Annotated in this window: 10 protein-coding genes and 1 pseudogene; 5 read left to right on the forward strand and 6 right to left on the reverse strand. The window is 65.6% G+C overall.

Going from position 1 to position 12,562, the window contains the following annotated elements:
* Window positions 1-67 precede the first annotated feature (67 nt).
* The 4 genes from M1E07_RS17620 (at window position 68) to surE (ending at window position 5,351) form a co-directional block, all read left to right on the forward strand.
* Window positions 68-1,438, forward strand: a complete 1,371-nt coding sequence (locus tag M1E07_RS17620) for a pectate lyase family protein (protein WP_461187916.1) — start codon at window positions 68-70, stop codon at window positions 1,436-1,438.
* On the forward strand, window positions 1,438-3,318 hold the full coding sequence (locus M1E07_RS17625; protein WP_461187917.1) for a pectinesterase family protein: 1,881 nt from the start codon (window positions 1,438-1,440) through the stop codon (window positions 3,316-3,318). Before M1E07_RS17620 ends, M1E07_RS17625 begins: the two co-directional genes overlap by 1 nt.
* Window positions 3,319-3,582: 264 nt before the next feature.
* Window positions 3,583-4,569, forward strand: coding sequence for a PfkB family carbohydrate kinase (locus M1E07_RS17630; RefSeq protein WP_461187918.1), 987 nt, complete (start codon window positions 3,583-3,585; stop codon window positions 4,567-4,569).
* Window positions 4,566-5,351 carry a 5'/3'-nucleotidase SurE gene (gene surE / locus M1E07_RS17635; RefSeq protein WP_461187919.1) on the forward strand — a complete coding sequence of 262 codons (786 nt, stop codon included), beginning with the start codon at window positions 4,566-4,568 and terminating at the stop codon, window positions 5,349-5,351. The genes M1E07_RS17630 and surE overlap by 4 nt, the downstream gene beginning before the upstream one ends.
* A 68-nt stretch (window positions 5,352-5,419) precedes the next feature.
* Here the strand turns inward: surE and M1E07_RS17640 are convergent, their stop codons facing one another.
* Entirely contained in the window at window positions 5,420-6,298 is an 879-nt protein-coding gene (locus M1E07_RS17640; protein WP_461187920.1) for an SDR family oxidoreductase, read from the reverse strand.
* Window positions 6,291-7,321: pseudogene (locus M1E07_RS17645) on the reverse strand (helix-turn-helix transcriptional regulator). Before M1E07_RS17645 ends, M1E07_RS17640 begins: the two are co-directional and overlap by 8 nt.
* 204 nt (window positions 7,322-7,525) lie before the next feature.
* Between M1E07_RS17645 and M1E07_RS17650 the strand changes: the two are divergent.
* Complete coding sequence (locus M1E07_RS17650) at window positions 7,526-8,317, forward strand: IclR family transcriptional regulator (RefSeq protein WP_461187921.1); 792 nt, start codon at window positions 7,526-7,528, stop codon at window positions 8,315-8,317.
* 23 nt (window positions 8,318-8,340) lie between these two features.
* On the opposite strand, the gene M1E07_RS17655 is transcribed toward M1E07_RS17650, so the two are convergent.
* The 4 genes from M1E07_RS17655 to M1E07_RS17670 are packed head-to-tail and all read right to left on the reverse strand — an operon-like array spanning window position 8,341 to window position 12,537.
* A complete protein-coding gene (locus tag M1E07_RS17655; protein WP_461187922.1) occupies window positions 8,341-9,312 on the reverse strand; it encodes a glycerate kinase in 972 nt (323 codons plus the stop codon).
* The gene (locus M1E07_RS17660; protein ID WP_461187923.1) at window positions 9,309-10,298 is read right to left on the reverse strand and encodes a 2-hydroxyacid dehydrogenase; all 990 of its coding nucleotides are present in this window, start codon (window positions 10,296-10,298) and stop codon (window positions 9,309-9,311) included. The genes M1E07_RS17655 and M1E07_RS17660 overlap by 4 nt, the downstream gene beginning before the upstream one ends.
* A 2-nt stretch (window positions 10,299-10,300) precedes the next feature.
* The gene (locus M1E07_RS17665) at window positions 10,301-11,290 is read right to left on the reverse strand and encodes a beta/alpha barrel domain-containing protein (protein ID WP_461187924.1); all 990 of its coding nucleotides are present in this window, start codon (window positions 11,288-11,290) and stop codon (window positions 10,301-10,303) included.
* Window positions 11,287-12,537, reverse strand: a complete 1,251-nt coding sequence (locus M1E07_RS17670) for a CaiB/BaiF CoA transferase family protein (protein WP_461187925.1) — start codon at window positions 12,535-12,537, stop codon at window positions 11,287-11,289. Before M1E07_RS17670 ends, M1E07_RS17665 begins: the two co-directional genes overlap by 4 nt.
* Between the last annotated feature and the right edge of the window lie 25 nt (window positions 12,538-12,562).

Consider the following 12,562-nt stretch of genomic DNA (forward strand, 5'->3'; position numbering starts at 1 on the left):
GCTGTGATCGGCGTCATAGTGGCCGCCGGACCAGAGCGCAGGTCATTCCAATGACGGAAGAGGGAACATGCAAAAACGCAGTACCTACTTGTCCATGTCGGCAGCCATAGCGGTGGCAGGAGCACTGATCGCTTCGGCTCCTGCAGGTGCATCTCCTAACCCGGTTGCAGGCACCGTGGGCCAGACCGCGCAGACACCCTTGGAGCGCCAGGTCCTGTCCCCGGGGGACGGCTGGGCCTCGGCAGGAACAGGCACCACCGGTGGTTCGGCAGCATCGGACGCACACATCTACGACGTCTCTACGAAGGCCGAGCTGGAGGCCGCCTTCGCAGCTGGCGGCGTGCAGCCCAAGATCGTCAGGGTCCACGGCACCATTGATGCCAACACGGCCCCGGACGGCTCGCGGATGACCTGCGAAAACTATGCAGAAGGCACCGGCTACAGCCTTCAGCAGTACCTGACGGACTATGACCCGGCCATCTACGGCCGGGACCAGGAGCCTGCGGGCCCGCAAGAGGATGCAAGGCGAGCAGCTGCCACCAAGCAGGCACAGAATATTCGACTGGATATCCCCAGCAACACCACCATCGTCGGCGCCACCCAGGACAGCAGCATCACCGGTGCAGCCCTGCGCATCAACGGCGCAAGCAACGTGATCGTGCGCAACCTCACGGTCCGTGACGCCCATGATTGCTTCCCGGCCTGGGATCCGACCGATGGTGCCGAAGGTAACTGGAACAGCGAGTACGACATGCTCCAGGTGGTCAACAAGGCCACCAACGTTTGGATCGACCACTCCGAATTCACAGATGCCCCCAACCTGGACAGCTCCCAGCCGCTCTACTTCGGCCGCCCCTACCAGGTGCATGACGGCGCCGTGGATGTCACCAACGGCTCCGACCTGGTGACCATGTCCTTCAACCGGTTCTCTGACCATGACAAGCTGCTGCTGATTGGCTCCACCGACAACACCAACCGAGGGGACCCCGGCAGGCTTCGCGTCACGATCCACCATAATGTTTTCGAAAACGTCGGCCAGCGCGCCCCGCGGGTCCGTTTCGGCCAAGTGGACGTGTACAACAACCATTTCAAGGTGACCGAGGACAGCACAGTCCCCTACGGCTACACTTTCGGCGCCGGGATCGATTCGCACCTCTATGCCGAGGCGAATGCCTTCACGCTTCCGGCCAGCATCGACCCCGCGAACATCATCACCCGCTTCAAGGGAACGGTGATCACCACCATCGGGAACGCCGTCAACGGCAAGATCACTGACCTTCGGGGCGAGTACAACGCCGCTGCTGCGCCTGCGGACCAGCTTGCCGAGGACACGTCCTGGACGCCCACCCTTCGCACCCAGGTCCACCCGGCCCAGGCGGTGCCCGCCCTGCTCCAGAACTCCACCGGTCCCATCTTCACTGCCGGAGGAGACCTCTGATGGCCGCCATCCTGCCCAGCCGCCGCAGCGTCCTGGCCTCACTGGCACTCACCGCAGGCACCTTGGCACTCTCGGGAACAGGCATAGCCAGCGCCGTCCCCCAAGCGGACCCTGACCCCACCAAACCCCGCACTAAGCCGGTCATCTTCGTGGTCGGGGACTCGACGTCGTCGGCGTACCAGCAGTCGGAACGCCCCCGCGCCGGTTGGGGACAGGCGCTGCCGCTCCTGCTGGGGCCGCAGGCAACGGTCTTTGACTACGCCTGGTCCGGCGCGTCTTCCAAGAGCTTTGCCGACGCCGGGCTGCTGGACCGGGTGCTGGCCCTGATGCAGCCGGGCGATTACCTGCTGATCTCCTTCGGCCACAACGACGAAAAAGTAACGGACCCCGCCCGGGGAACGCTCCCGGACTCCACGTTCAAGGAATATTTGAGCCGCTACGTCGACGGCGCGAAGGCGCGCGGAGGCAAGCCCGTCCTGGTCACCCCGGTTGAACGGCGCCGCTTCGATTCGTTCGGCAATGCCAAGGATTCCCACGGCGCCTATCCCGAGGCGGTGCGGCAACTCGCTGCTGCGTCCGGCACGCCGCTGGTGGACCTGACGGCTTCGTCGAAGGAACTGTGGCAGCAGCTGGGGCCGGAAGGAACAAAGTCGCACTTCCTTTTCCTGGCTCCCGGCGAGCACCCGCAGTATCCGGGGGGTTCCGAGGACAACACGCATTTCCAGGCCGCCGGGGCGCTGGCCGTGGCCCGGCTCGTGGGACGGGAACTGCAGTCCAAGGAGATCGTCCCGCCGGGCTACTTCCTGAATATCGGCGGCGGCGCCGACCCCCTGCTGGGCATGTATTGGCCCGCTGAACGCCCCATCGACATTCCGGTAACGCTCGACGTCGGACCGGGCAAGTCGTTCCCGACGGTACAGTCCGCCGTGGACTCAGTGCCCGCGGGCAGCCTCCAGCGTACGGTCATCAGGATCCAGCCGGGCAGTTACCGGGAAGCCGTGCGGGTACCGGCGGACAAGCCGCGGATTTCGTTCATCGGCCAGGGCAGCCGGCCGGAGGACGTGGTGATCGTCTACAACAATGCATCCGGGACGCCCAAGCCGGACGGCAGCGGGAACTTCGGCACGTCGGGCAGTGCCTCCGTGCGGATTGACGGGGCGGACTTCGTGGCCCGGAACCTGACCATCAGCAATGATTTCGACGAGGCCGCCAACATGGGGATGAAGGACCGCCAGGCTGTCGCGTTGCACATCACGGCTGACCGCTCGGTGCTGTCCCACGTCAGGCTGCTCGGCAACCAGGACACCCTGCTGGTCAACTCACCGGGCGCGGGCGTGCAGGCGCGTTTCTACTTCGAAGGTTGCTACGTGGAAGGGGATGTTGACTTCATCTTCGGCCGCGGCACCGCCGTTTTCAGCGGCTGCGAGATCAAGTCACTGGACCGCGCCTCGACAACGAACAACGGCTACGTGACAGCAGGCAGCCTGGCCCTGTCGATTCAGTATGGCTACCTCTTCGACCAATGCCGGCTGGTCTCAGATGCTGGGGCGAATACCGTCCACCTGGGCAGGCCGTGGCACCCGAGCGGCGATCCGAAGGCCGTTGCCCAGGTCCTGGTCAGGGATTCCTGGCTCGGCGCCCACATCTCCGGCTCTCCCTGGACCGACATGAGCGGCTTCTCCTGGCGTGAGGCACGGTTCCACGAGTACAACAACCGCGGTCCCGGTGCACAGGTAACCCCCGACCGGCCCCAGTTGCCTGAGGCTGAGGCAGGCAACTTCACGGCCAGGAACTACCTTCAGGGCAAGGACGGCTGGGCACCGCAGCTTGCGGGTACGACGGCGGACTGCAGCGCAGTGCCGTCGGAGGTGTCCGCGTAAGTACTGGCAAAGAAGGGAAGCCCGGTTCCGGTGCGGAGCCGGGCTTCCCTGTGCTCCACTTGCCGGCAGTGGTTGACAGCCAGCGCTATTGAAGAGGCCATCGACGCTGTTCCCACCATAGGTTGCGAGGGCCTTGGTCGCCAGGTGCTAAGTATGCTTAGTATGTTAACTCGACTTGTCCGTACGACGGCCGGAGGATTCCGGTGGGAAAGAGGTAACGGTGGCCACGATTCCAGTTGAGAAGTCCGGAGGGCCTGGTGAAGCATGGGTTCCGTAGTGATTTTTGCCCCTTCCCCGGTCCTGACTGTCACGGTTGAGGACGTCGAAGGTACCGCAGATATCCATATCCACGCCGGCGGCCAGGGAGTATGGCAGGCTCGTATGCTCAAGGCGCTCGATGCAACAGTAACCATGTCTGCGGTCTTCTCCGGCGAAACCGGACGCATTTTGCGGCACCTGATCGATGATGAAGGGGTTAGGGTGCTGCCTGTTGCCGGCGAAGGCAACAGCGGGGCATACGTGCATGACCGCCGCGAAGGTGAACGCAATATCGTAGCGGAATCGCCCGGCCACCGGCTCACGCGCCATGAGCTGGACGAACTCTACGGGCTGACGCTGCAGGCCGGGATGGAGGCTGGCACAGTGATCCTCAGCGGCACCGGACGGGAGGATTCGGTACCGGCCGACATGTACCGGAGGCTCACGGCCGACCTGCGCACCGCCGGATGCACCGTCATCGCTGATCTGGCAGGCGAGAGGCTGGACGGCGTCCTGGCCGGCAAACCGGCAGTCATCAAAATGTCCGACGAGGAAATTGTCAGCAGTGGCCGTGCCGAAGCCGCGGAGACAGACCAGATTATTGAAGCGATGCACACCCTCGTCCGGGAAGGTGCGTCGTCAGTCATTGTGACCCGCGCGCACCTGCCCTCCCTGCTCCTGAGCGAAGGCGCGGTCAGCGAAATTCACGTTCCGCAGCTTGAAACCGTGGAAACAAAGGGCGCCGGCGATTCCCTCACCGCCGGAGTGGCCGCGGTGCTGGCTGATGACGGGAACCTCCATGATGCCGTTGTTTTGGGCACAGCGGCCGGCGCGCAAAACGTCACCCGCCACGGCCTCGGCAGCGGAGAAGCAGCGGCAATTCACGAGCTCGCCAAGCTCGTCAGGATCGTTCCACTCGATGACACCAGTGAAAACGAACCGGCACAGCAGATGAGCCCCGATGAACTGGCACGAAAGGTCAGGACGACATGAACCAGCCCACGCGTGTCCTTATTACCAACGACGACGGCATTGGCTCCCCAGGCCTGCATGCGTTAGCTGCGGCAGCCGTTCGGGCGGGCCTAAGCGTTGTGGTCGCAGCACCAGCCTCCGAAGCCAGCGGCAGCAGTTCCTCGATTACCGCTGTGGAGCAGGACGGCAAAATTTCCATTGAGGAGCGCCAACTGGAGGACCTGGACGGGGTCAAAGCCTATGCCGTCCATGGGGCGCCGGCTTTCATCACGATGATCGCCACCCATGGTGCCTTCGGCCCGCCACCGGACATCGTCCTTTCCGGCGTTAATCGCGGGGCCAACGTGGGCCGGGCCATTCTGCATTCCGGCACGGTGGGAGCGGCGCTCACGGCCGGCGTCAACGACGGGCGTGGAATGGCAGTGTCCTTGGATACCGGCCTCAACCCCGACGAGCTCCACTGGGACATGGCGGCGCGACTGGCCACCGGTTTGCTGCCGTTCCTGATGGAACAGGAGGCCGGAAGTGTCCTGAACCTCAACGTTCCGAACAGCGCCGGTCCCGAACTGCCCGAGTACCGCACGGCCACCTTGACCAGGTTCGGCATAGTCCAGACCACCCTCGCGGAACGGGGTCAGCAGCACGTGCGGTTGGCCATCGCGGACACCACGGAGAAACCCGATCCGGACAGTGACGCGGCACTGCTGGCAGCAGGCTACGCCACGGTGACCGCCATCCAGCCGGTCACCGGAACCACGATGCCCTCCCTTTCCGCCATGCCGCACGCCGCTTCACTGGGGTAGGGGCTCCCCTCATTACCGAAGCGGACGACGGCGGGAGGCTCCCGCCGTCGTCCTCTTCCGTGTCCAGTTCAGGCGTCGTCGTGGGCGAGGTTGCTGGAGAGTTTACGGCGGGCGCCGGCATACTCCTGAAGTGCCTTGGCCCGCGTCTCGAAGGTGCCCACCGCGTCGGCACCGGCGGCGAAGCGCAGTGGCGGCTCTTCGAGTCCGGCCAGTTGGATCAGGGCGTCGGCGAGCTTGGCCGGGTCGCCACCCTGCTGGCCGTCCATGCTTTGCCAGGCGGCGACGGTCTGCCGGGTGCGCTCGGCGTAGTCGTCGATGGTGGATTCCGCGTAGCTGGTGGATTCCGGGGTGAGCAGCTCGGTGCGGAAGAACCCCGGTTCCACGATCATGCTGCGGATGCCGAACGGTGCGATTTCCGGGGCCAGCGACTCCGCCCACCCCTCCACACCGAACTTGGAAGCGGCGTAAGCGGTGAGGAACTCGCCGCCTGCGATCCCGGCAGTCGAGGAGATGGTCACCAGCAGGCCCGAGCGCTGGGCGCGGAGGACCGGCAGGGCGGCGCGGGTGACGTTCATCGGCCCGAACATGGTGGTTTCGATCTGTGTCCGGAAGTCCGCCGGGGTGATTTCCTCGAAGAACCCGGCGTAGAAGTTGCCAGCGTTGTTCACGAGGACATCGATCCGTCCGAACCGGTCCACAACTGTCTGGATGGCGGCGGCTGCGTCTGCGGGTTCGGTGACGTCCAGCTTCACGGCCAGCAGATCCGCGTGATCACCGACGGCCTGTGCGACTTTTCCCGCGTTGCGGCCGGTGGCGACCACCGCGTGGCCGGCCACCAGGGCTGCCTTCGCGATGTCGGTCCCCAGGCCGCGGCCTGCGCCGGTGATGAACCAGACCTGTTTGCCCTTCGTGGCTTCCTGCCCGCTGGTGGTGTTCTGCTCAGTCATGTGTTTGTTCTGTCTTTCCTGTGTTGCGTGTTCCCGGTTGCGCCGGGGCGCGCTCAGGGAGGGTGGATCCGCCGGCAGGATCGCCGGAGGTGGTTGTTGCGGGCGGTGATGCTGCCCAGCTGGCGAGGAACGCCAGCGCGTTTTCAGAGGCGGAGCCCGGCTCCGCCGAGAAGGTGAACACGGTCTGCCCCTCGTCACCGGGAAGGTCCAGCGTCTCGAACTGCAGGGACAGGTCGCCGGCCACCGGGTGGTGAAAGCGCTTGGTTCCCGTGGTGTGGATCCGCACGTCGTGCCCGGCCCACAGCGCGGCGAACAGACCGCTGCGGGTGGTCAATTCCCCGACCAGCTCGTTCAGCGCCGGTCGTGGGGATTCCGGCCGGATTCAAGCCGGAGCATCGCCACCGTGGTGGCCGCGATCGCGTTCCAGTCCGGATAGAAGTCACCTGCGTCCGGATCGAGGAAGACGTAGCGTGCCTGGTTCGACCGCCGGGCGGGGCCGTCGGGGCCCTGCGACTCAACCGAGTTGAACACCGGCCCGTAGAGGGCAAGGCCCAACTGGTTTGCAACCAGCAAATCCGAGCGGCCGTTCTGCACTATGGCCGCCACTCCCGTCATTCCGTCCAGCAGACGCAGCACACCGGGACGGACCTGTTGCCGGGTCGGCCGGCGGGGCGTCCGGCGCGAGCGCACGTTGGCCGTCCGTGCCAGGTCCATCAGGTGTGCCCGCTCGGCTTCGTCCAGCTGGAGGGCGGAGGCCACGGCCTCAAGCACCGAATCGGAGACGCCACGGAGGCTGCCGCGCTCCAGCCGCGTGTAGTAGTCCGTGCTCACCCCGGCCAGCTGCGCCACTTCCTCACGGCGCAGGCCGGGCACACGGCGCAGCCCGCCGTAGCTGGGGATCCCTGCCTGCTCCGGGCTGACCTTCGCGCGACGCGAGATCAGGAACTCACGAATCTCTTCTTTCCCGTCCACGACTTCCACGCTACGCAGCCTGTCCGGCCAGTGGCAGTGTCTATCAGACACCCCCAGCTCTGCACCGAGAGGAAGGCAGCCGACACAAGGGAACGGACGGCCGGGGAAGGTTGCTGGCGGGTGAACTGCGAGGGACGTTGGCAGAGGCTGAGGGAGGCCGCAAACCAACGTCTGGTGCGGCCTCCCCTGTAGCTGCCCTGCACCAGCGGAGGGGCGAGTGGATTTCGCATGCGGGCAGCGTCTAGCGTGAGGTCCATGTCAGCGTCCGATGCTTCAGCGAATTCCAGCGGCAATCCGCTCCTTGTCCTGGGCAAGATCACCTCGATCCTCGATGCGTTCTCCCTCGCCAGGCCGGTTCTCTCCCTCAGCGATATCCGCGAACACACGGGACTGCCCACGTCTACTGTCCAGCGCCTTGTCACGAACCTGACCTCACAGGGATTCCTGGACCGTGAAGAAGATGCTTACCGCATCGGAATGCGGATGGCCTATTGGGCGGCTCCAGCCACCCGAGGCATGGAAGTTGTGGACATCCTGAGCCCGCTGCTCAAGACGTTGCGCGATACCACGGGCGAAACTACCTGCTTCTTCAAGTCCGAACAGCATTACCGCGTGTGTGTGGCCATGGCAGAAACGCGCCATGCACTTCGCCGCGAGATGCATCTGGGCAAGGTGGCGCCGCTGTACGCAGGCTCGGCAGGGCGGGTTCTGTTGGCATGGGATCCGGAGCTCATGGAGGCAGTCCAGCGCGATCCGCTGACGCCTATCACCGAATCCACCATCACCACCTCCGAGGACCTGGTCATTGCCGTTAAACAGACACGGCGGGACGGGTTTGCCATCACCGTTGGCGAGCGTGAAGACGGCGCATCCGGTTTGTCCGCCCCGGTTTTCGACTCTGCGGCGGGTTTAGTGGGCGCGGTGACCATCAGCGGGCCCACCCTCCGGATGCCGCTGGAGACCTGCCAAACCTGGGTGGAGTCCCTGCTCACGACGGCGGAACATATGACGCGACTGATAGGTGGCCGCTTCCCTGGCGAGTCTTAAGCCCCGCCAGGACACCAAGAGAGCTACCGCGTGGCGATGGCCTTTCCGGCCGCGTGCATCGCTGCAGCATCCGTAGCGATATGGATATCCTCGAAGTTCGCCGCGTAGTTTCCCAGATCCTCGGCTACGGATCCCACAACGGCCACTACAGGAATGTTCCGGCCGGAATTCCGCACCCGTTCCAGGATCGCCGAGATGATTTTCCCCTCGCCGGTCTGTGAATCCAGCCGCCCCTCGCCCACCACCACGGCCGTGGCCGCCTGCAGGAACCCGTCAAAGTCGCCCGCGTCCAGAACGACATCCGCCCCGGACAGAAGCTCCGCCCCGAAGTGCGCCCACAATCCGCCGGACAAGCCGCCGGCCGCACCGGTACGGGGCACTCCGGCAGGGTTGCGGGGATACGAGCTGGAGAGCTGGGTCAGACGTTCTTCCAGCAGTTCCACCGTCGCAGGATCTGCGCCTTTCTGCGGGCCGAAGACACGGGCAGCCTCCAGGAAGCTGGTGGTGACGTCTGACAGGACAGTGATCCGGGCACCCTGAAGGCCACCCTTGTCGGTGATGGCCCGCACTGCGCCGGCACCGCCGTCGGTTGTTGCGGAACCGCCCGCTGCCACGAGGATGTGGGTGGCGCCGTGACTAACAGCCGCTGCAATAAGCAGGCCGGTGCCGTACGTGCTGGCTGACAGGGCGTCCCCTGGGCTGTTCCGCCCAGCGGTAAGGCCACTGGCTTGGGCAACCTCGACGACGGCGGTACCGTCGGCGGCCAGCCCCAGCACACCCTGGAGCGGCTCACCCCAGGAATTTACGACGTCAGCAGTCACCGGTGACGCCCGCAGGCTGCGGCACAACGCGTCGAAGGTTCCCTCTCCGCCGTCAGCGACGGGCAGTTGGGCAGCCAGCCCACCGCCCTCCTCGATGCCTGCGGCAATGGCAGCAGTCACCTCGGCCGCGGAGTAGGTCCCTTTGAAACTGTCCGGGGCTACAAGAATAGTCATGCCGGGACGGGCTGGTTGACCGGGTGGAGCGGCGGCCTGCCCTCGGCGATGGCGATGGCGTTCAATGCGCTGAGCCGTGCCATTTCGCTTCGGACCCGCACGGTGGCACTGCCGACGTGCGGCAGCAGCACCGTGTTGGGCAGTTCCGCCAGCCCGGGCGCGAGCTGCGGCTCGTCCTCGAACACGTCCAGCCCGGCACCGGCAATAACCCCGGCGCGCAGGGCCGCCACGAGGGCGGGCTCATCCACCACCGGCCCGCGGGCAGTGTTGATGAGGATGGAGTCCGGCTTCATCCGCGCCAGAACATCCGCGTCCACCAGATGCAGGGTCTGGTCGTTCAGCGGGACGTGGAGGGACAGGAAATCACTCTGCTCCACGAGTCCAGCCCAAGGAACCTGCCGGACCTTGCCGGCGAACTCACCGAGTTCCTCATCGCTGACAGGACGGTCGCCCGGCGGCCGCGGCGAGAAGATGACCTCCATCCCAAACCCAAGGGCACGGCTGGCCGTTGCACGGGCAATCCTTCCGAACCCGGCCAGGCCCAGCACGGCGCCGGAGACGTCCCGGCCCAGCAGAAGTTCCGGTTCCCACCCGAGGAAGTGGCCGTCGCGGACCAGCCGGTCGGCCTCCACCACGCGCCGGGCGGTGCCGAGGATGAGCAGCATGGCGATGTCCGCCGTCGCGTCCGTCAGGACTCCCGGCGTATTTCCCACCAGGATCCCGTGCCGGGTGGCGGCGTCCACGTCGATGTTGTTGTAGCCGACGGCGTAGTTGGAGATGCCCTTGACCCGGGCGTCGGCGAGGAGCGGTGCGTCAATGACGTCGCGCAACTGGGTGAGAACGACGTCGAAATCACCTGAGGCGCACAGGCCCGCCAAGGTGTCGTAGTCAGGAGGTTCCGGCAGGACGGTGACATGCCCGGCGTCGGAAAGCAATTGCATCCCCGGTTCCGGGATGGCCGTGGTGACCAGGAAATGGTTGCCCATAGTCAGTTCCCTCCAGTGGAGCAGGGTGCAGGGGCGGCGGAATCTGCGGGAAGGACCCATTCGAAGGCTTCCGCGCGGGACCGGGCTCCCTGCGCCGCTTTGGAGCGGTTGGGTTCGCCCAGCTCGGCGAGCAGTTTCTCGGACAGGACAACCAGGTTCGCGAACTTTTCCGTGGTGAGCCATTCGGGCCGGGTGGCGAAGAGGATGTCCTCGCTGGAGGTGTTGCCGCTGGCGCCGGGGGCGAAGGGGCAGCCGCCCAGCCCGCCGAGTGCGCCGTCCACCATTGCGGCGCCGGCCTGGATCGCGGCGAGGGTGTTGGCTACTCCCAGGCCCCACGTGTCATGGCCGTGATAGACGATCCTCCGGGCGGGAGACTCCTCCCGGACCCGTGCGATCAGCCCGGAGACCTGGGCCGGGATGGCTTGGCCCAGGGTGTCGCAGATGACGATGTCCGCGGTGCCTTCGGCGCGCGGATCGTTGGCGATGGACAGGATCCGTTCCTCCGGAACGTATCCTTCGAACGGGCAGGTGAAGGACGTGGCGATGCAGAGCTGGATCTGGCCGTTGACGGCCTTGGTGTACTCGATCGCCTGCGGCAGGGCCGCGAGGCTTTCTTCGGTGGTGCGGCCGATGTTCGCTTTGTTGTGCGAGTCCGATGCCGAGAGGCAGTACTGGAAGTTCCGCGCTCCGGCCGCTGAGGCCTTGGCGACGTGGCCCGGGGTGGCCACCCAGATCCAGCACTTTTCCAGTTCCTCGGGTGTCAGGGCCTGAACAACTTCCAGTGTGTTCGCCATGGTGGGGACCAGGTCCGCGCGGGCCATCGATCCGAGTTCGATCGAGGGCACGCCCAGGCGCAGCAGCTCCCGGACTGTTTCGACTTTTCGCTCCGTGGAGAGGAGTTTTCCGGTGAGCTGGAGTCCGTCCCTCAGGGTCACGTCGCGGAGGATCGTGTTGCCAAGCGTTGTGGCGAGAGGGCTCTGATGGGTGTTCATGGCTGGAGTGCCTCCTCGCGGCCGGAGGCCGCACTGATATCTGCGGGGTCCATGCTGAGGAGCCCGCTGAGGATTTCTTCGGTGTTTTCGCCCAGGTCCGGTCCGAGGTTCCGGATGGGCAGCGACTGGTCGCCGATCACGGGGACAATGCCGGGGAATCCCACGTCAGACAGAATCTCGTCGCCGGTGGAAACGTCGAACTTCTGGATCATGTTGCGGGCTTCGTACTGGCTGTCGGTGCTGATGTCCGCGGCCGTGTAGATGGGACCGGCCGGAACACCGGCGGCGTCCAGGGCTGCCAGGGCATCGCCGGCGTCCAGCCCTGCCGTCCACTTTCCAATGGCCTGGTCGAGCTCTTCACGCCGTTCCCAGCGGCCGGCGTTGGTCTGCAGGGCCGGATCGGCTGCCAGGTCAGGCCTGCCGATGGTGTCCATGTACCGCTGGTAAATCGAGTCTCCGTTACCGGCCACCACTATGCTGGCGCCGTCCTTGCAGACATAGGCGTTGGAGGGCGCGATCCCTTCCATTCGGCCCCCCACTCGCTGGCGGTCCACGCCGTAAGCCTGGTAGTCGGGAATCAGGGATTCCATCATGGAGAACATGGCCTCGTTCAGGGCGACGTCGATAATGCGCTCGGTGAGCGGTGCAGCGCCGGCCGAGTCCCGCCGTCGTGCTTCCCTTTGGTAGAGGCTCATCATGGAGCCGAAGGCGGCGTACAGGCCCGCGATCGAGTCTCCGATGGAGACGCCCACCCGGACGGGTGCGCGGTCCGGGTCGCCCACGAGGTTGCGGAACCCGCCGTAGGCTTCGGCGACGGCGGCGAAACCCGGCCGCTCGGACAGGGGGCCCGTCTGCCCGAAGGCGGAGATGCGGGTGATGATGAGATTCGGGTTGGCCTGGTTGAGGACGTCGGGGCCCAGGCCCCACCGTTCCAATGTGCCGGGCCTGAAGTTTTCGAGCAGGATGTCCGACTTGGCGGCAAGTGCGAGGACGGCTTGCTTGCCGGCCTCGGTCCGGAGGTCCAGCACCACTGACTTCTTGTTGCGGTTGATGGTCCGGTACAGCATGGAGGTGTCGCCTTTGTGGAGACGCCAGTTACGCAGCTCGTCGCCGGTCCCGGGGCGTTCAACCTTGATGACTTCGGCGCCGAAATCGGCAAGCAGCCTGCCTGCGGTGGGGGCAGCAATGTAGTTGCCGAGCTCAAGGACGCGTACTCCCTCGAGGGGCGCGATGCGTGTCTGTGTCATGGGGTGCTTCTTTCGTTTGGCGCGT

It is taken from the genome of Arthrobacter sp. Z4-13 (assembly GCF_054792705.1).